The 17,764-nt window shown below is 69.6% G+C and carries 17 protein-coding genes and 2 tRNA genes; 12 read left to right on the top strand and 7 right to left on the bottom strand.

Going from position 1 to position 17,764, the window contains the following annotated elements; translation table 11 throughout:
- The first annotated feature begins 21 nt into the window (after positions 1-21).
- From D7X74_RS05235 to D7X74_RS05255, 5 genes are all read left to right on the top strand, one after another.
- Positions 22-1,593, top strand: a complete 1,572-nt coding sequence (locus D7X74_RS05235) for a hypothetical protein (protein ID WP_120531834.1) — start codon at positions 22-24, stop codon at positions 1,591-1,593.
- A 45-nt stretch (positions 1,594-1,638) separates the two neighbouring features.
- Positions 1,639-2,406 (top strand): hypothetical protein, encoded by a 768-nt coding sequence (locus D7X74_RS05240; protein ID WP_120531835.1) that lies wholly within the window; start codon positions 1,639-1,641, stop codon positions 2,404-2,406.
- Positions 2,407-2,534: 128 nt separating this feature from the next.
- Positions 2,535-3,662: a pyruvate dehydrogenase (acetyl-transferring) E1 component subunit alpha gene (gene pdhA / locus D7X74_RS05245; RefSeq protein WP_120531807.1), complete on the top strand. Its 1,128-nt coding sequence runs from the start codon at positions 2,535-2,537 to the stop codon at positions 3,660-3,662.
- Positions 3,663-3,712: 50 nt separating this feature from the next.
- Entirely contained in the window at positions 3,713-4,699 is a 987-nt protein-coding gene (locus tag D7X74_RS05250; RefSeq protein WP_120531808.1) for a pyruvate dehydrogenase complex E1 component subunit beta, read from the top strand.
- Between the two features lie 3 nt (positions 4,700-4,702).
- Positions 4,703-6,352: a pyruvate dehydrogenase complex dihydrolipoamide acetyltransferase gene (locus D7X74_RS05255; protein ID WP_120531809.1), complete on the top strand. Its 1,650-nt coding sequence runs from the start codon at positions 4,703-4,705 to the stop codon at positions 6,350-6,352.
- Between the two features lie 66 nt (positions 6,353-6,418).
- Here the strand turns inward: D7X74_RS05255 and D7X74_RS05260 are convergent, their stop codons facing one another.
- Complete coding sequence (locus D7X74_RS05260; protein WP_120531810.1) at positions 6,419-6,625, bottom strand: hypothetical protein; 207 nt, start codon at positions 6,623-6,625, stop codon at positions 6,419-6,421.
- A gap of 194 nt (positions 6,626-6,819) precedes the next feature.
- Between D7X74_RS05260 and D7X74_RS05265 the strand changes: the two genes are divergently transcribed.
- Together D7X74_RS05265 and D7X74_RS05270 are read left to right on the top strand one after the other, a co-directional pair.
- Complete coding sequence (locus tag D7X74_RS05265) at positions 6,820-7,080, top strand: DUF2795 domain-containing protein (RefSeq protein ID WP_120531811.1); 261 nt, start codon at positions 6,820-6,822, stop codon at positions 7,078-7,080.
- 148 nt (positions 7,081-7,228) lie between these two features.
- Entirely contained in the window at positions 7,229-8,386 is a 1,158-nt protein-coding gene (locus D7X74_RS05270; protein ID WP_120531812.1) for a sensor histidine kinase, read from the top strand.
- Here the strand turns inward: D7X74_RS05270 and D7X74_RS05275 are convergent.
- Entirely contained in the window at positions 8,358-8,939 is a 582-nt protein-coding gene (locus D7X74_RS05275; protein ID WP_120531813.1) for a hypothetical protein, read from the bottom strand. The two genes, D7X74_RS05270 and D7X74_RS05275, sit on opposite strands and share 29 nt — an antisense overlap.
- Positions 8,940-9,011: 72 nt before the next feature.
- Between D7X74_RS05275 and D7X74_RS05280 the strand changes: the two genes are divergently transcribed.
- Complete coding sequence (locus D7X74_RS05280; protein WP_199732694.1) at positions 9,012-9,977, top strand: response regulator; 966 nt, start codon at positions 9,012-9,014, stop codon at positions 9,975-9,977.
- A 156-nt stretch (positions 9,978-10,133) separates the two neighbouring features.
- Here D7X74_RS05280 and D7X74_RS05285 read toward each other — a convergent pair.
- From D7X74_RS05285 to gltX, 4 genes are all read right to left on the bottom strand, one after another.
- Positions 10,134-10,205 (bottom strand) — tRNA-Glu (locus tag D7X74_RS05285).
- Between the two features lie 76 nt (positions 10,206-10,281).
- Positions 10,282-10,352 (bottom strand) — tRNA-Gln (locus tag D7X74_RS05290).
- A gap of 61 nt (positions 10,353-10,413) precedes the next feature.
- A complete protein-coding gene (locus D7X74_RS05295) occupies positions 10,414-10,821 on the bottom strand; it encodes a hypothetical protein (protein ID WP_120531815.1) in 408 nt (135 codons plus the stop codon).
- Positions 10,822-10,867: 46 nt separating this feature from the next.
- Positions 10,868-12,310: a glutamate--tRNA ligase gene (gene gltX, locus D7X74_RS05300; protein WP_120531816.1), complete on the bottom strand. Its 1,443-nt coding sequence runs from the start codon at positions 12,308-12,310 to the stop codon at positions 10,868-10,870.
- A gap of 89 nt (positions 12,311-12,399) precedes the next feature.
- Between gltX and D7X74_RS05305 the strand changes: the two genes are divergently transcribed.
- The 4 genes from D7X74_RS05305 to D7X74_RS05320 are packed head-to-tail and all read left to right on the top strand — an operon-like array spanning position 12,400 to position 15,583.
- Positions 12,400-12,987 (top strand): hypothetical protein, encoded by a 588-nt coding sequence (locus tag D7X74_RS05305; protein ID WP_120531817.1) that lies wholly within the window; start codon positions 12,400-12,402, stop codon positions 12,985-12,987.
- Positions 12,987-13,880 (top strand): myxosortase-dependent metalloprotease, MXAN_2677/MXAN_2678 family, encoded by an 894-nt coding sequence (locus D7X74_RS05310; protein ID WP_120531818.1) that lies wholly within the window; start codon positions 12,987-12,989, stop codon positions 13,878-13,880. Before D7X74_RS05305 ends, D7X74_RS05310 begins: the two co-directional genes overlap by 1 nt.
- Positions 13,877-14,854 (top strand): myxosortase-dependent metalloprotease, MXAN_2677/MXAN_2678 family, encoded by a 978-nt coding sequence (locus D7X74_RS05315; RefSeq protein ID WP_120531819.1) that lies wholly within the window; start codon positions 13,877-13,879, stop codon positions 14,852-14,854. Before D7X74_RS05310 ends, D7X74_RS05315 begins: the two co-directional genes overlap by 4 nt.
- 9 nt (positions 14,855-14,863) lie before the next feature.
- Positions 14,864-15,583: an HAD family phosphatase gene (locus D7X74_RS05320; protein WP_120531820.1), complete on the top strand. Its 720-nt coding sequence runs from the start codon at positions 14,864-14,866 to the stop codon at positions 15,581-15,583.
- A gap of 29 nt (positions 15,584-15,612) precedes the next feature.
- Here the strand turns inward: D7X74_RS05320 and D7X74_RS05325 are convergent, their stop codons facing one another.
- Positions 15,613-17,667: a protein kinase gene (locus D7X74_RS05325; protein WP_120531821.1), complete on the bottom strand. Its 2,055-nt coding sequence runs from the start codon at positions 17,665-17,667 to the stop codon at positions 15,613-15,615.
- Positions 17,668-17,764 lie beyond the last annotated feature (97 nt).

Here is a 17,764-nt window from a genome sequence, read left to right on the forward strand (position 1 = left end):
CTGTGACGTAAAGTGCTGCTTGTGTCCCAGGCCCCCGAAGCGCTCCACAGCCGGTTCGACGTCCACGATCGCAAGCAGTTCGAGATCAAGCTCGAGTACCAGCCCACGGGTGCGGACGAGACGCGCTACCTCGTGGAGGCCTATCTCTTCCTGCCGTCGAGTCTGAACATCGACTCGGAGACGTACCCGCGCGCGGACTTCTACGCGGACATCCACAACTACGTGCGCTTCAAGACGCCGGTGATGGGGCTGTCGGAGATCCTCTCGTCGGAAGGGTCGCCGCTCCTGAAGCTGGAGGCGTGGCTGCGCACGGGGCTGGCGCCGGAGGCGGACGTCGTCTACCAGGCGAAGCTCTTGTCGTGCGTCCTGCGGGGCGCGCTGCGCCGGTTCGCCACCACGGTGGAGACGCGCTGCGAGGCGAAGACGGGCGAGGCGGCGCGCGCGGACCTGGAGATGGTGGTGCGCTCGGCGGGGGAGTGCGTGCCGGCGGTGCTGGAGCGCTTCCGCGTGTGGCTGCGCGCGACGGGCGAGTCGAAGCTGCAGGAGAAGACGCGCGCGTCGCTGCGGCTGGTGGACGAGTACGTCAGCCTGCTGGTGGAGCAGTTCTTCCGCCGCGCGGTGGCGGACATGGACGCGCTGCCGCGCACCGGGCCGTGGCTGCCCCTGCGAAAAGGGCTGATGCAGGCGGTGCTGCGCGAGGAGTCCTACCGCAAGGAGCACCGGCTGCGCAGCGTCCTCAGTCCCACTGGGGACAACGAGGAGTACATGCAGCGGCTGGGCTTCCTGAAGAAGTTCTGCATGAACGTGCTCTTCCTGTCCTCGCGTCGGCGCCAGCGCCGGCAGGGCTGGGAGGAGGTGCTGTTCGCCATCGCGGCGGGCGTGGCCATGGCCTTCGCCACGTCGGTGGCGCTCTGGGCGCAGGTGCGCTTCACGCAGGTGAGCCTCAACTTCTTCCTGGTGGCCGTGGTCGGCTACATGATGAAGGACCGCATCAAGGAAGGCCTGCGGCGCATGTTCAGCCGCTTCGCCGCCACGCACCTGTACGACCGCACCACGGACCTGGTGGACCCCGTCACGGCGCGCGCCATCGGCATCTGCGAGGAGCGGGTGGACTACGGCGCGGCGGTGAAGGTGCCCGCCGGGGTGTCCGCCCTGCGGCTGCACGACGACTTCCTCACCGTGTCCCAGGGGGAGCTGTCCGAAGCGGTCATCCGCTACCAGAAGCGCATCGTGCTGGACGCGCGCCTGCTGCCCCGCTCCGAGCGCGGCCTCACCGGCGTCACCGACATCCTCCGCCTCAACGTCGGGCGCTTCCTGCGCGACATGGACGAGCCGGAGTTCGCGCTGGAGTACGTGGACCTGGAGGACTTCTCCGTGGGCCACATCCGGGGCGCGAAGCGCTACCCGGTGGACCTGGTGTTCCGCTTCACCGTGCTGGAGGCAGGCAGCCGCAAGGAGTCCGCGCAGCTGGTCCGGCTGGTGTTGGACCGCAACGGCATCCAGCGGATGCAGAACTTCCCGCAGCCCGTGGCGGCCCCGGAGGCCGCAGGGACCGTGCCCCTCCAGCCAGCCGCCCTGCGCGCCGGCGCGTGATTTGAGCACCAGCCCCGCGCCGGGGGCATGTATCTTCCGGCGTCCATGGCATTTGAAGACCTCAAGCAACGCGTGCGGCCGGACTGGCGCGACACGCTCAAGGGCATCCTGGCGAGGGCCCGCTCGCTCGGCCCCCAGGCGGTGCTCGCGTTCGACCTGGACTCCACGCTCTTCGACAACCGGCCCCGTCAGGCGCGCATCCTGCGCGAGTACGGCGACGCGCGGGCCCTGGTCCTGCTCTCCGCGTGCGAACCCCACCACTGGGAGACGGGCTGGGACATGCGCGCCGCCATGCGGGCGTGCGGCCTGGGTGACGCGGACGTGGAGCAGCTCTTCGCGGACGCGAGGGCCTTCTGGCAGGAGCGCTTCTTCACCAGCGCCTACTGCGTGTCCGACGAGGCCATCGAAGGGGCCGGGGCCTTCATGCAGGCGGTGGCCGCCACGGGCGCCCAGGTCGTCTACCTGACGGGCCGCCACGAGGCCATGCGCGAGGGCACCATCGCGTGCCTGGCGCGCTGTGGAATGGTGACGCCCCCCGGTGAGGGCGGGCGCGTGCACCTGGTGATGAAGCCCACGCTCAAGGAGGACGACGACGCCTTCAAGCGCGAAGCGCACGCGCGCCTGGGCCGCATGGGCACGGTGCTGGCCGCGTTCGACAACGAGCCCACCCACGCCAATGACTACCGCCAGCGCTTCCCGGAGGCGACGGTCATCCACCTGGCCACGGATCATTCCGGCCGGGCTGTGGAATTGCTGGAGGGCATCGTGTCGGTGCCCCACTTTGCCCTGGAGGACGTGACGCACCGCGCCTGAAAGAAGGCGCGGCGGAGGGTGGTTCTGAAAGGCTTTGGAAGTCCCTTGGCCGCGCGCTAAGAGGCGCACGGCGTTGCCGCCCTTCCCCCTTGGGTCCACAGGGGCGGCCCAGACGGAGGCATGCCGCGGTGGCCAGCGCGTACTCGAAGGACCTGTTGTTGACGATGTACCGGAAGATGTACCTCCTCCGTCGCTTCGAAGAGCGCGCGGGCCAGCAGTACACGCTGGGGAAGATCGCCGGTTTCTGCCACCTGTACATCGGGCAGGAAGCCGTGGCGGTCGGCTGCAACGAGGCCATCCGTCCGGATGACTACATGCTGTCCGCCTACCGCGACCACGGGCAGCCGCTCGCCCGCGGCAGCGACGCCGGGATGATCATGGCGGAGCTGTTCGGCCGGGGCTCCGGCTACAGCAAGGGCAAGGGCGGCTCGATGCACATCTTCGACATCGAGCACCACTTCTACGGGGGCTACGGCATCGTCGGCGGGCAGATTCCGCTCGCGGCCGGCATGGCCTTCGCGGCGCGCTACCGCAACGAGGACCGCGTCACGGTGTGCTTCTTCGGGGACGCGGCCGCGAACCAGGGCGCGTTCCACGAAACCTTCAACATGGCGCAGAAGTGGAAGCTGCCGGTCATCTACATCTGCGAGAACAACCGCTACGGCATGGGCACGGCCATCGCGCGCACGTCGGCGGTGCCGGAGATCCACAAGCGCGCCTCCGCGTACGGCATGCGGGGCGAGGCCGTGGACGGCATGGACGCCCTCAAGATGTACGAGGCGGTGAAGGACGCGGCGGCGTACTGCCGCGCGGGCAAGGGTCCCGTGCTGATGGAGGCGAACACGTACCGCTTCCGTGGCCACTCGATGGCGGACCCGGCCAACTACCGCTCCAAGCAGGAGGTGGAGGACGAGCGCCGCAACGACCCCATCCCCAAGCTGCGCGAGTACGCGCTGAAGCAGGGCTTCGGGCTGACGGACGCGGACTTCGAATCCATCGAGGAGGAGGAGAAGCGCACGGTGGACGCGGCGGTGAAGTTCGCCGACGAGTCGCCCGAGCCCAGCGTGGAAGAGCTGTGGCGCGACACCATCGTGGAGCCGGGTGAGGAGGACGTGCGCCCGCGCGAGCGCGTGCTGGGCGTGAAGGTCACCAACTGGCCGAAGTACCCCTCCGGTCAGGAGCTGAAGGTGACGTGGGACCTGGAGCCTCGCGCAGAGGCCGAGGCGGCTGACAAGAAGGCGGGCCTGAGCCGCTAGCGCTCGGGTCCATCCCCCCAGGCACAACCCTTTCGAGTTCGGAGCCGACGATGCCCGAGTTGATGTATCGCGAAGCGTTGAACCAGGCGCTCGCCGAGGAGATGGAGCGCGACGCCAATGTGTTCCTCATTGGCGAGGAAGTGGGTCGCTACAACGGCGCCTTCAAGGTGTCCCAGGGCCTGCTGGACAAGTTTGGCAGCGCGCGCATCATCGACGCGCCCATCAGCGAGCTGGGCTTCACCGGCCTGAGCGTGGGCGCCGCCGCCGTGGGCCTGCGCCCGGTGGTGGAGATGATGACCTGGAACTTCGCCATCCTGGCGATGGACCAGATCGTCAACAACGCGGCCAAGCTGCGCCACATGAGCGGCGGCCAGTTGCGCTGCCCCATCGTGTTCCGCGGCCCGGGCGGCGCGGGCGGCCGTCTGTCCAGCCAGCACAGCCAGTCGCTGGAGGCCAACTACGCGCACTTCCCCGGCCTGAAGGTCATCGCGCCGGCGACGCCCGCGGATGCCAAGGGCATGCTCAAGAGCGCCATCCGGGACGAGAACCCGGTCATCATGTTCGAGGGCGAGCGGCTCTACGCGCTCAAGGGCGAGGTGCCGGAGGGTGAGCACATCGTCCCGCTGGGTGTCGCGGACGTGAAGCGTGAGGGCACCGACGTCACGCTGATCACCTGGAGCCGGATGTACTACTTCTGCATGGAGGCCGCCGAGGCCCTGGAGAAGGAAGGCATCAGCGTGGAGGTGTTGGATCTGCGCACCCTGCGTCCGCTGGACGAGGAGGCCATCCTCAAGAGCGTGCGCAAGACGAACCGCGCGGTCATCTGCGAGGAGGGCTGGGCGCTGGCCGGCATTGGCGCGTCCGTGGTGGACCTCATCCAGTCCCAGGCGTTCGACGAGCTGGACGCGCCGGTCGTGCGCGTCACCGGGCTCGATGTGAACATGTCGTACGCGGCGAATCTGGAGAACGCGACCCAGCCGGACGCGCCCAAGATCATCGCCGCCATCAAGAAGGTCCTGTACCGCGAGGGAGCCTGAGCGATGGCGACGCCCATCCAGATGCCCAGCCTGTCCCCGACGATGAAGGAGGGGAAGATCGTCAAGTGGCTGAAGAAGGTCGGCGACAAGATCGCCTCCGGAGACGCCATCGCCGAGGTGGAGACGGACAAGTCCAACCTCGAGGTGGAGGCGTACGACGACGGCTTCCTGTTGGAGATCTCCGTGCCCGAGGGCGAGGTCGCGACGGTGGGGGCTCCCATCGGCTACCTCGGCGCCAAGGGCGAGAAGGTCTCCGGCGGAGCCGCCGCGCCCCAGAAGACCGAAGCCCCGAAGGCCGCGGCCCCGTCCGCGCCCAAGGCGGAAGCTCCCGCCGCGAAGCCTCCGGCGCAGGCCCCCGCCGCCACGGGCTCCGGTGAGGGCATCGCCATCCTGATGCCGTCGCTCTCCCCGACGATGAAGGAGGGGAAGATCATCAAGTGGCTGAAGAAGGCCGGCGACAAGGTCTCCTCTGGAGACGCCATCGCCGAGGTGGAGACGGACAAGTCCAACCTCGAGGTGGAGGCGTACGACGACGGCACGCTCGCGCGCATCGTCGTGAACGAGGGCGACATGGCCACCGTCGGTGCGCCCATCGCGTTCCTCACGCCCAAGGGCGCGAAGGCCGGGGCCACCGCTCCGGCGGCCGCGCCCAAGGCTCCGGCCCCCCAGCAGGCTCCCGCCGCCGCGGCTCCGTCCGCGCCCGCCGGGGCCCAGGTCGTTCCCCTCCGCCGTGAGGCCGCTCCGGCCGCGAGCGGTGGTGGCCGGCTTCGCGCCAGTCCCCTGGCGAAGCGGATCGCGCAGGAGCGCGGTCTGGACCTGGCGCAGGTGCGCGGCACCGGGCCGCTCGGGCGCGTGGTGAAGCGCGACGTCGAGCAGGCGCTGGGCCAGGGTCTGGCGAAGGCTCCCGCGCAGGCGGCGGCGCCCCAGGCGAAGAAGGCCGGTGCGCAGCCCGAGGCCCGCGCCTTCGGCACGCGTCCGGAGCCGCAGGCCGTGCCCATGTCCTCCATGCGCAAGGTGATTGGCCAGCGCATGTCGGAGGTGAAGCCCGGCGTGCCTCACTTCTATCTCACCGTCGAGGTGGAGATGGAGGCCGCGGTGAAGATCCGCGAGGAGGCCAAGGCGCTGGACGTGAAGGTGTCCGTCAACGACATCATCGTGAAGGCGGCGGCCATCGCGCTGCGCCGCTCTCCGAAGATGAACGTGTCGCTCCAGGGCGACCAGGTGCTGCACTACGGCACCGTGGACGTGGGCATCGCGGTGGCCATCGAGGACGGCCTCATCACGCCCATCATCCGCGACGCGGACCTGAAGGGCCTGCAGACCATCTCCGCCGAGTCCCGCGACATGGCGGAGCGCGCCCGCAAGCGCGCCCTGAAGCCCGCCGAGTACACCGGCGGGTCGCTCACGGTGAGCAACCTGGGCATGTACGGCATCGACCAGTTCATCGCCGTCATCAACCCGCCCCAGTCCGCCATCCTCGCGGTGGGCGCGGTGGCCGAGAAGGCCGTGGCGCGTGACGGACAGGTCGTGGTCCGCAAGGTGATGACGGTGACGCTGTCGGGTGACCACCGCGTCATCGACGGGGCCACCGGCGCGGAGTACCTGCGCGAGCTGAAGGGCCTCCTGGAGCACCCCACGCGGCTGTTGTTCTAAGCGGTCGAGCGGCCCGCCCGCCCTTTGCCCCCGTGCATGACGCACGGGGGCAGGGGAGGGCGCCGGCTACTCCCGCGTCTTCGCGTCCGACTCGACGTCGTCTTCCAGCTTGCGCTGCTCGTCGGTGATGCTGGACTGCTCCGCCCGCTTCGTGTCGGTGTCCAGCTCCTCCTCGTGGTCCTTGGAGCGGCCCTGGATGCCGGGCCACGGCTCCGGCCGGGTCGCCTGGACGTGCTTCACGGGCTTCGCGTCGGAATGCTTCTTGTCCGCCATGTGTGCGTTCCTCCCCCCAGGTCGGGGTGTGGGTGGGGCCTGCCGTGGCGGTACGGTGGGATGCCCGCGCTGAAGTGGCCACCCGGGGGGATGTGGGTGGGAAGGGCTCGTTTGCCTGACTCCCTTCGGATGGCGAAAAAAGATCGGCAGGCGACCCGGTTCGCTGCTTAACTTCTTAGCCAATGAACGACGACATGACTCGTGAGCGCCTGGGACTTGGACTGCGGGAAGTGGAGCCTTCGCCGGTTCCATTGGTTCCGTCGGTGTCCCTGGCGCACTCGCTGCAGCAGGCGCTTCAAGGCGCGGTGTTCCCGCTCACTGCCGAACAGTTGACGTGGGTGGCGCGCGAGAACGAGGCGCCGTCGCACGTGGTGTCGCTGCTGGGCGCGCTGCCTCGGGGACGTTTCCCCTCGGTGGAGACCGTGGCCCACGCCCTCGAGGACACCGCCGCCTGAAGTCGGGGGTTGCCCCCGGATTGCCGCTCAACGCTCCCTTCCGGCCCTGGGTAGAAGGTACCCACGGGCGCGCGGTCGGATGGGCGCGTTATCTTCGGCGCGACCAGCCTGCCTTCCGGATGAGGAAGCCACGGTCTGGAGGAGCTCCATGAACGCCTCGGACCTGCCCGCCGTGCTGTACGTGGACGACGACGCCCTCAACCTGAGGGTGTTCGACGCCAACTTCGGGCAGAAGTTTCGCATCTTCCGGTGCTCGTCCCCCAACGAGGCCCTGGCGCTGCTGGAGCAGCGGCGCGGGGAGATTGGCGTGGTGCTGTCGGACCAGCGCATGCCGGGGATGACGGGCGTGGAGCTGCTGGAGCGCGCCCGCACCATCGCGCCGGACGCCAAGCGCATGCTCGTCACGGCCTACGCGGACATGCAGGCCGTCATCGACGCGGTGAACCGCGGACAGGTGACGCGCTACTTCGTCAAGCCGTGGGACCGCGCGGAGCTGCTGGCGGCGCTGGAGGACGCGCTCAAGATTGCCCGGCTGGAGCTGCGCATCCGCGAGGTGGAAGGCCGGATGATGAAGTCCGAGCGTCTGGCCACGCTGGGGCAGGTGACCGCGGGCATCGCGCACGAGCTCATGGGCCCGGTGGGCTACCTCACGCAGAACGTGACCTCGCTCCAGCGCGACATGCAGCCGGTGGTGCAGTACGTGTCGCGCCACCTGGCGACGGATCCGGATGAAGAGGTGTCCTCCACCATCGAGGACCTGCCGTCGCTCATCAAGGACCTGTCGGACGGCGCGGGCCACCTGCGCGAGGTGGCGCTCGGCCTGCGCACGCAGGCGCGCGGCGAGGACCTGGAGACCACCGCGGACGTGGCCGAAGTGGTGTCCTTCGCGGTGAAGCTGGCGCGGGCGGAAGTGAGGGACAGGGCGCGGCTGTCGAGCAGCGGCGACCCCGTGCGCATCGTCTTCGGGCCGGTGAAGCTGTGCCAGGTGCTGCTCAACCTCATCGTCAACGCGGCCCAGGCCATGGAGGGCACGGGCCGCGCGGGCCGCATCGACGTGCGGTGGGCAGCGAGCGAGTCGGACGTGGTGCTGTCGGTGGTGGACAACGGGTGCGGCATCCCCACCGCGTTGCAGGAGCGCGTGTTCCAGCCGCTCTTCACCACCAAGCCCGTGGGCATCGGCACGGGCCTGGGCCTGTCCATCTGCCGGGAGCTGGTGACGCAGTTCGGAGGCCAGCTCCGCCTGACATCCACGCCGGGCGAGGGCACCGAAATCGAGCTCACCTTCCGGCGAGCCCCGCCCCCTTGAGCCCGAAGGCGTTGTGCAGGAGGCGCCACACCCGGTGAAGGGTTTCACCTTCCTGGGGCCGCACGTCCCGCACCAACAGTGCGCGTCGGGGTGCTTCCAGGGGCCCGTACTCCACCACGAGTGAATAGCGTCCGCCCGGCGGCTGGACGATGTGCACCGCCCGCACGTCGTCGAAGGGCAGCGTCTCCGTGCGTGCGGCCCCAGGGGCCCACGCCAGCGTCTCCAGGCGCAGCGACTCCGTCTTGAAGTGCAGGACGAAGCGGCGGCGCTTGAGCCGCGCCTCCAGCACGAGCGCGCCGAAGACGAGCGCCCCCGCCAGGACGAGCGGCAGGGTCGCGGCGACGCCGGGGACGCGGGATGAATCCAGCACGAGCATCACCGTGCCCAGGGCGGCGCTCACCCCGGCCAGACCCAGGCACAGCGATGGCAGGACCCGCAGCGTCCAGGGCGGCGGCAGCGACTCGCCCACCAGCCGACCCCCGTCGTAGAACAACCGCACGTCCCCCAGCAGGGGTGGCACCCGGTTCTCTCGGAGCGCGTCTTCGAAGCTCACTGCGCGAGCATAGACACGCTGGCCTCTTCCCACCCTCGAAGTTGGACGTGAGCTGTGCGATCCTCCCAATTCATGGATCTCCCGTTCGAGACCGGTGAAGGTGAAGGGGAAGGGCGGGGGACGCTCGCCTCGAAGGTGCTGCTGGTGGATGACGAGCCGGTGGTGCTCGACATCTGCGTGCGCCTTCTGGGGCGTGAGGCGGACCTCGTCGTGTTCCCGGTGGGCAGTGCGGAAGAGGCGCTCACCCTCTTGAGGGACCAGCGCATCGACGTGCTGGTGACGGACAAGAACCTGCCCGGCATGGGCGGGGTGGAGCTCATCTCGGAAGCGCGCCGGATGCAGCCCGCGCTGGAGGCGGTGATGATCACCGCCTACGCCAGCTCCGAGTCCGTCATCGCCGCGTTCGCCGCCGGGGCCAGCGACTACATCCTCAAGCCCTTCGACGACTTGCGCGTGTTGCGCGCCAAGGTGCGCGCCGCGCTGGAGCGCCGCACCGAACGCGTGCGCACGCGCAACGGCGCCCGCGAAGTCGCCCGTCAGGCGGCGGCGCTGCTGGACGCGGGCCGAGACGCGCCGGAGCCCGCGCACGTGGCGCTGGAGACGGAGCTGCGCGCCTACGAAGAGATGGTGCGCATGGTCCAGCACGGCAGCGTCGCGGTGGTGGGCAGCAGCGAGGCCGTGAGGGTGCTGAAGGAAGCGCGCTTCGAGGTGGTGGAGCTGCCGCCGTATTCGCCCCAGTTGGACGGCGCGGATGTGGTGGTGGTGGAGACCGGGGATCCGCAGTGGCGCACGCTGGCGGAGCGCCTCCAGGGGGGCTCTTCCGACGTGGTGCTCCTGGCCGGCGCGGACGCCGACCTGAGCGACCTGCTGGAGGCCATCACCCTGCGCATGGACCTGGTGGGCTACGGACAGGCCAACGCCACCCGCATCCTCCCGGAGAAGGTGCGCATGCTGCTGATGCGCCGGAGCATCCAGCGCGCCCAGGAGCGGCTCACCGCGGCGCTGGACACCTTCCGTCAGAGCATCACGTCGGCCTGAGCAGCGGGACGAACCGGGGAGCGCGGAAGGCCCACGGGTTTCCGCATCCCTCCGAAGCCGCATGCGGAGGCCCGAGAAGGGCAGGGCGCGGGGCGCCACCTCAGGCCCGCAAAAGCGAAACGCCCACCTTCTTTTCAGAAGGTGGGCGTCTCTGTGTGACCCTGCCGGGATTCGAACCCGAGTTTGAGCCGTGAGAGGGCTCCGTCCTAACCACTAGACGACAGGGCCGGCTTTCCTACAACCGCGCCTTTGATGCCGACGCTTCCTACACTTTCTGGTTGCTGACGTCAACCAGGAACTTCAGCTGGGGAACTAGGATTCGAACCTAGATAAGCAGAGTCAGAGTCTGCTGTCCTACCGTTAGACGATTCCCCAAAGACCTGCGGGACCTGCTGCTGCGGGCGCTTCTACTACCCAACTCTCTGCTCGACTTCAACTACTTCGTTTTCCTGACCGGCTTCGCATCTTTCTTCGCCGGCTTCGCCGCCCCCTGCAGCGGGACGACGTAGATGCGAACCTCTTCGTTCGCCTCGTAGATGTTCAACCCTTCGAAGTTCTTCCCCGACGGGTTGGTGATGTGCACGGCCTTCACGCCCGGCTGGTTGACGATCGATCGCCTCGGGTAGCTCGAGGATGGATAGACGGTCTTGTAGTAGTCGAGCGTCGCCTCGAAATCGCGCGATGCCCGGTACCGGTTCTCGCCCACCTTCTGGGCACCATCCGGGAGTTGGGCGCCGTTCACGACTTCGGCGCCCGACGCCGCCGCCCAGAGGGCCAGCAGCACCGCCCCGAGCGGGCGCGCCTTATAGAAATGGGGTCGCAGGCTGTCAAGCGGTCGCGTCATCGCCGGCCAAGATAGGGCCCGGCGACGCCCGCGTCCACCGTCAATCTCACCCGCCGCGCGCGAGCGCCGCGTCGATGCGCCGGAGGGCTTCGTCACGCCCCGCGAAGAGCAGCGTTTCGCCGATGCCGGGGCTGGTGGTGTTGCCGGTGATGGCGACGCGCAGGGGCTGGGCCACCTTGCCCATGCCCACGCTCGCGGTTTCGCTCACCGTCTTCACCACGCCATCCAGCAGCTCCACCGTCCAGGCAGGCAGCGCCACCAGCCGCTCCCGGGCCTGCCGCAGGAGGCCCAGCGAGTCCCCGCTCAGGTGCTTGGCCGCGGCCTTCTCATCCAGCGTCACGCCGGCGCGGAAGTAGATGGACGCGGTGTTCGCCATCTCCTCCAGCGTCTGCGAGCGCTCGCGCAGCGCGATCACCATCGGCTCCAGCCGCGAGTCGCCCCGGGCCTGGAAGCCGCGGGCCTCCAGGAAGGGCAACAGCCGCTCCGCGATGAGGGCCGCCGGCAGGCGCTTGAGCCACTCCTGGTTGAACCACTTGAGCTTGACCGGATCCCACACGCCGGAGGTGCTGCCCACGCCGTCGAAGTCGAACCACTCCACCATCTGCTCGCGGGAGATGACCTCGTCGTTGCCGTGGCTCCAGCCCAGGCGGATGACGAAGTTGAGCAGGCCCTCCGGCAGGATGCCGGTGCGCGCGTGGAGCATCACGTCCGCCTCCGGGTGCTTGCGCTTGGAGAGCTTCTCGCGGTCCGGCCCCAGGATGAGCGGCAGGTGCGCGAACTCCGGCGGCGTCCACCCCAGCGCCTGGTACAGCATCAGCTGCGGGAAGGTGGAGTTGATGTGCTCCTGGCCGCGCGCCACCAGGGAGATCTCCATCAGGTGGTCGTCGATGACGCAGCCGTAGTTGTAGAGCGGGATGCCGTCCGCGCGCATCATGACCCAGTCGTCCAGGTCCGAGTACGGCTTGGTGATGACGCCCAGGACCTTGTCGTCGTACGACACCTTTCCGTCGCCCGTGGGCATGCGGAAGCGGATGACCGCGTCCTCCAGCTTCTTGCCCTCAGGCGGGGCCTTCAGCTCGTAGCAGGTGCCCTCGTAGCGGTAGGCGCGCTTCTCCTTGTCCGCCACCTCGCGCCGCGCGGCGATCTCCTCGCGGGTGCAGTAGCAGCGAAAGGCCTTGCCCTGGGAGATGAGCTGGTCGGCGTGGGCGCGGTAGGTGTCCAGCCGCTGGGTCTGGAAGTAGGGGCCATAGGCGCCTTCCTTGCCGGGGCCCTCGTCCCAGTCCAGGCCCAGCCAGTTCAGGCCGTCCAGGATGGCCTTGACGGACTCCGGGGTGGAGCGCTCCTGGTCCGTGTCTTCGATGCGCAGGATGAAGGTGCCGCCGTAACGCCGCGCGTAGAGGTAGTTGAAGAGCGCGGTGCGGGCACCTCCGATGTGGAGGTATCCAGTAGGTGACGGAGCGAAGCGGACGCGGGGTTTGGACGGGGCCATAGGACAGGCGCGCGATAGCAGGAGCGGTGCATGAGGGTCAACGCAAGCCGCCCTCTTGGAGTTAGGCTTCGAAGCCAAGGAGACTTCACATGTCGATTCGACACGCAGTTCGCACGCTGGTGCTGGCCGCCCTGCTCGGGGGGCTTCCGGCGGGGGCCACGACGATGCTTCGCGCGGACCTTCCCCAGATGGCGCAGGCGTCCGACGCGGTGGTGCAGGGGGTCGTGCGGCGCGTGCAGAGCCGCTGGAGCGGGGACAACCGGCGCATCGTCACCGACGTGGAGATCGAAGTCACCGAGTCGCTCAAGGGCACGCCCGCCGGCACGGTGCTCGTCACCCAGCCGGGCGGACGCGTGGGCGACATCGGGCAGGTGGTGAGTGGCCTGGCGACGTTCTCCGAGGGCGAGGAGGTCGTCGTCTTCCTGGAGAAGAAGGGCGCGTCCGCGTTCCAACTGGCGGGCATGGCGCAGGGCAAGTACCAGGTGCAGCGCTCCGGCTCCGAGCCGCGCGCGATGGCGGTGCCGGCGTCCACCGGGGACGCGGTGCTCATCGATCCCCAGACGCGGCAGGAGACCGTGTCGAACGCGAAGCCGGTGACGCTCGCGCAGCTCAAGTCGTCCATCCGCGCGGCGCTCCAGGCACAGCAGGTCGCGCCCTCGAAGAAGGGAACGAAGTGATGGGCGCGCTCGCGTCGTGGGTGGTGTTGGCGGTGGCGCTGGGACAGAGCTCCGCACCGTACGTGCGCAGCCGGGTGTCACCCGGGGATGACACCACGCAGTGCCTGTACTGGACGCAGACGCGCGTCGTCTGGCAGCAGAGCACCGTGGGCAACCAGAAGGTGACGAACCACACGGAGTTCCAGGCCATCACGGACTCGTTCAAGAGCTGGCAGGACGTCTTCGCCAGCTGCGGCAACCTGACCCTGGCGGAGGGGCCGCGCGTGGACAGCCGGACGGTGGGCTACGCGCGCACCGGGGACAACATCAACCTCATCCTCTTCCGCACCCGCGCCTGTCGGGACGTGGTGGACGCCAGTGACGCGTGCTTCGCGGCGGACACCTGCGCGAACACCTACGACTGCTGGGACGACAGCGCGGGCACCATCGCCATCACGCTGACGACCTACGATGAGCGCACCGGCATCGTCTACGACTCCGACATCTCCTTCAACGCCGCGAGCTTCAACTTCACCACCGGCAATGGCGGGCCGTGCGGCATCGTGTCCAGCCCGGGCTGCGTGGACACGGACGTGCAGAACACGGCCACGCACGAGGTGGGCCACTTCGTGGGCCTGGACCACACGCTGGCGACGGGCTCCACGATGAACCCCAGCGCCCCACCGGGAGAGGTGTCCAAGCGCAACATCGACACCGGCTCGCAGTCCTTCGTGTGCGCCGCGTACCCCAAGGGCAGCGCGAGCAAGCCGTGCTTCCCGGTGCCGGACACCGGTGGGAATGGCGACGACGATGATGGCGACGGCTGCTCCGCGGCGGCGGGGGGACTGGCCGCGCTGCCGCTGCTGGCCGCCGCGTCGCTCCTCGCGCGCCGCCGTCGCCGGGGTGCGAGGTGAGTCGTCGCCTCCTGCTCCTGGTGGCGCTCCTGGGCGCGGGGGCGGCGCAAGCGCAGCAGGACTACAAGCGCACACTCGTGCCGGGCCGGCCGCTGTGTCTCGTGTGGCCGGGGCGTGACTACGTCTACCACCTGGACGCGGCCGGCAGCACGCGCACGCCCGACGCCACGGAGTTCGCCGCCATCGAGGCCGCGTTCGACGCGTGGCGGGCGCTGTCCTCGACGTGCAGCGACTTCCGCTTCATCCGGGGGAAGGACTGGCAACAGAAGGTGGACGTCGGCTACGACCAGGAGCACCCCTTCGACAACTACAACGTCATCACGTTCCGCGAGCGCAACTGCCAGGACGTCGCCCCCGCGGACGACGCGTGCTGGCAGGAGGAGACGTGCGGCAACGTCTACCAGTGCTGGGCGCACGGGGGCGCCACCATCGGGCTCACCACGTCGTCGTTCAGCTTCAAGGACGGGCGCGTGGTGGACTCGGACATCGAGCTCAACGCGGCGGAGTCCGAATGGGGAGGCCCCGCCTTCCTCTTCACCACCGTCAACGGTCCGCCGTGCGGTGAGGGCGGGCCCGCCACCACCTGCGTCGCCACGGACGTGCAGAACACGATGACGCACGAGATTGGCCACGTCGTCGGCCTGGACCACGTCTTCTCCGCGGGCTCCACCATGGAGGCCACGGCCTCCCAGGGGGAGACCTCCAAGCGCGTCATCGACGTGGGCTCCGCCTCCGGCTTCTGTTCGACCTATCCGCGCGGCCTGCCGCCCACCCAGTGCCGCATCCCGGAGGATCCGGGCCTCAAGCTGGTGGCGGAAGGGAAGGGCTCCGGCTGCGGGGCTACGACCGGGGGGCCGGCCTTGGCCGCCCTGCTGCTCTGGACCGCGGGGCTCCTGCGGCGACGTGGGAGCGGGCGGAAAATGGGCCTGGCTTCCAGCTCGCCCCAGGCTGTCCCGGACCGGCGGCGCGGTTAGACTGTGGCCGTGGCCGTCGCCTTCTTCGACCTGGACCGGACGCTGCTCGCCGCCAACTCCGCGTCGCTGTGGGTGCGGCGCGAACTGGCGCTGGGCCACATCTCCCGGTGGCAGGCCCTGCGCGCCAGCGTGCTGCTGGCGCGCTATCACCTGGGCTTCGTGGCCATGGAGGACGTGCTCCTGCGGGCCACCGCGCTGCTCACGGGTTCGGACGCGCGCGAGCTGGAGCTGCGCTCCGGGGACTTCTACGGAGAGCTGGTGCGGGGCCGGTACCGGCCGGGCGGCCTGCTCGCGCTGGAGGCCCACCGGCAGGCCGGCGACCGGCTGGTGCTCCTGACAGCCTCCTCCAGCTACCTGTCCGACCTGGTGGGGCGCGAGCTGCGCCTGGACGGCGTGCTGTGCAACCGCTTCGAGGTGGACGCGGCGGGGTTCCACACCGGGCGGCCGCTGGGCCCCATCTGTTACGGCGAGGGCAAGCGCTACTACGCGGAGGCCACCGCGAAGGAGGCGGGCGTGCCCTTGTCCGCGTGCTCCTTCTACACGGACTCGTACACGGACCTGCCGGTGCTGGAGGTGGTGGGGCGCCCGGTGGTGGTGAACCCCGACCACCGCCTGCGACGCGCAGCCCGGCGGCGCGGCTGGCCGGTGGTGGACTGGGGCGTGCCTCCGGGAGGCACCGCCCCGTCCGTCCCGCCCTCGCCGCCGCTGCTGCCCTCCACCGGTCCCTGAGCTTCGGGCCGCGGCCGGAGGACGCTGCCTCAGCGCTTCGGGGCGACCAGGCGCATGGTGAACGTGTAGTCCACGTTCACCGGACGGCCCTGGTACTCAATGGGCTTGTAGGTGCGCGACAGGAGCGAATCGAGCACCGCGCGCTCCATGTGCTCCACCATCTTCAGGACGCGGCAGTTCTCCACGCGGCCCTTGGTGGTGATGGTGCAGCGCACCGCCACGAGCCCTTCCGACTTGGTGGCGAGGGCTTCGCGCGAGTAGGCCAGGGCACGGCCTTCCTCCAGCATCACCGGGCGCTCCATGGACTCGTTGAACGGGAGGACGGCGTCGGCCCGGACGGGGGCCAGGGCTCCGGTCGTCAGCGACGGCACCGCGAGGCTGCCCGCCGCGCTCACCTGCACCGTCGCGGCGGACGCGCCCAGCGCCCCCGCGGACTTGTCACTCGCCGTGGCGGGCACGGCGGAGGTCGCGGACGGATTCGCCTGCATCATCACCGGCGCGGCCATTCCACCCGGCGTCACCGGGGCCACGTTCTCGAAGTCCTCGGGGGTGGAGGCGTTGGCCAGCTCCACGCGGCTGGGCCGTTCGGATCCGCCCCGGCGCTTCGTCATCTTCTGCGACAGCACCACCTCACCGGAGCCGCCGGTGATGACCGTCTCCGTCTGGTAGCCCTCCAGCACGAACGACAGCTCCGCGGTGATGCTGCCCTCGCTGCCCAGGGGCAGCTCCAGGGTGAACGGCGTCGCTCCCCGCTCCTTGCCCTTGTAGAAGACGCGCGCGCCGGAAGGCTGGCTCATCAGCTTGAAGCGCACCTTGCCCGCGGTTGCGGTCGCCGGAGCCTCCGCCACCTGCGCCGGCTGCGTGGGCGCGGTCGCCTGCGCCACCGGCTGCGCGGGCGTGTCCTCCGCGCCCCCGCGCAGGAAGAACAGCGTCGCGCCGACGAGGCCCGCCACCACCACGCCACCGACGAGGCCGCCCATCAGGAGCGTGCGCTGGCGTGCGCGCTGCACGTCGCGCGGCACCTCCACGCTGATGTCCACCGCGAGCCCGTCGTTGCCGTCGTGGTTGCCCACGTTGGCGAAGATGGGGGACGCGTAGGGGCCCGTCGTCGGCGGAGAGGGGTAGGGGCCCGTGGTGCTCGCGCCGCCCATCCGGCGGAACACGCCGCTGTTGCCGCCCGCGGACATGTGCGCCTCGCGCAGGCCCTCCAGCAGCTCGTCCATCGTCTGGAAGCGCCGGGCAGGTTCCTTTTCCAGACAGCGGCGCACCACCATCTCGATTTCCGGCGGCACCGCGAGGTCCGGGCGCACGGCCTGGAACGTGGGAGGCGGCTCCTTGTAGTGGGCGAAGATGAGCTCGATGTGGTCGCGCGCGATGAACGGCGGGCGGCCCATCAGCATCTGGAACAGCATGATGCCCAGCGAGTACACGTCGCTGCGCGCGTCCGCCACGTTGCGCGCCTGCTCGGGCGCCATGTACATCGGCGAGCCCAGGAACGTGCCGTTCTGGGTGATCTCCGGACCGACGGGCCCCTCCTGCGGCGCCACCGACTTCACGAGCCCGAAGTCCAGGACCTTCACGAGCTCCTGATCCGACTCGCTGAGGATCATGATGTTCGCGGGCTTCAGGTCGCGGTGGATGATGCCCAGGCTGTGCGCCTCGCGCAGCGAGCGGCACACCTGCTGCGCGACGGACACCGCGCGCGTCCACGGCAGCGGGCCCACCTGGCCGAGCACCTGGGCGAGCGTGCGGCCCTCCAGATACTCCATCGCGATGTAGTAGATGCCGTCGTCCGTCTGCCCGTAGTCGATGACGGTGACGGTGTTCGGATGTCGCAGCTTGGACGTCAGCGACGCTTCACGCAGGAAGCGCTTCTGGAAGCCCGGGTCGCGGCTGCTCGGGAAGTTGGGGTTGAGCACCTTGAGCGCCACCACGCGCTCCAGGGGGGCCTGCAGGGCGCGGTACACCTTGCCCATGCCGCCCACGCCCAGGGGCTCCAGAATGCTGAAGCGGCCGTTCAACGTCCGGCCGATGAGCGGATCCGTTCCCGGGGCTTCTGGGCTCGGGGAATCGCTCTTGATCATTCGTGTCCCCTGGATGCTTGCAGCATGGTTTCTCCGGCAATCACGACAGATCCTCATCCAATCACAGTTTGACGGTCGGGCGCACGCCAAGGGGGTC

Source organism: Corallococcus sp. CA047B (assembly GCF_003612065.1).
In the GTDB taxonomy this organism is placed as follows: Bacteria; Myxococcota; Myxococcia; order Myxococcales; family Myxococcaceae; genus Corallococcus; species Corallococcus praedator.

What these genes read in the sequence shown, in the direction of transcription:
- D7X74_RS05240 (WP_120531835.1), top strand. Translation starts at nt 1,639, where the DNA reads ATGGCATTTGAAGACCTCAAGCAACGCGTGCGGCCGGACTGGCGCGAC.
- D7X74_RS05250 (WP_120531808.1), top strand. Translation starts at nt 3,713, where the DNA reads ATGCCCGAGTTGATGTATCGCGAAGCGTTGAACCAGGCGCTCGCCGAG.
- D7X74_RS05255 (WP_120531809.1), top strand. Translation starts at nt 4,703, where the DNA reads ATGGCGACGCCCATCCAGATGCCCAGCCTGTCCCCGACGATGAAGGAG.
- D7X74_RS05260 (WP_120531810.1), bottom strand. Translation starts at nt 6,625, where the DNA reads ATGGCGGACAAGAAGCATTCCGACGCGAAGCCCGTGAAGCACGTCCAG.
- D7X74_RS05265 (WP_120531811.1), top strand. Translation starts at nt 6,820, where the DNA reads ATGACTCGTGAGCGCCTGGGACTTGGACTGCGGGAAGTGGAGCCTTCG.
- D7X74_RS05270 (WP_120531812.1), top strand. Translation starts at nt 7,229, where the DNA reads ATGAACGCCTCGGACCTGCCCGCCGTGCTGTACGTGGACGACGACGCC.
- D7X74_RS05280 (WP_199732694.1), top strand. Translation starts at nt 9,012, where the DNA reads ATGGATCTCCCGTTCGAGACCGGTGAAGGTGAAGGGGAAGGGCGGGGG.
- D7X74_RS05295 (WP_120531815.1), bottom strand. Translation starts at nt 10,821, where the DNA reads ATGACGCGACCGCTTGACAGCCTGCGACCCCATTTCTATAAGGCGCGC.
- gltX (WP_120531816.1), bottom strand. Translation starts at nt 12,310, where the DNA reads ATGGCCCCGTCCAAACCCCGCGTCCGCTTCGCTCCGTCACCTACTGGA.
- D7X74_RS05305 (WP_120531817.1), top strand. Translation starts at nt 12,400, where the DNA reads ATGTCGATTCGACACGCAGTTCGCACGCTGGTGCTGGCCGCCCTGCTC.
- D7X74_RS05310 (WP_120531818.1), top strand. Translation starts at nt 12,987, where the DNA reads ATGGGCGCGCTCGCGTCGTGGGTGGTGTTGGCGGTGGCGCTGGGACAG.
- D7X74_RS05325 (WP_120531821.1), bottom strand. Translation starts at nt 17,667, where the DNA reads ATGATCAAGAGCGATTCCCCGAGCCCAGAAGCCCCGGGAACGGATCCG.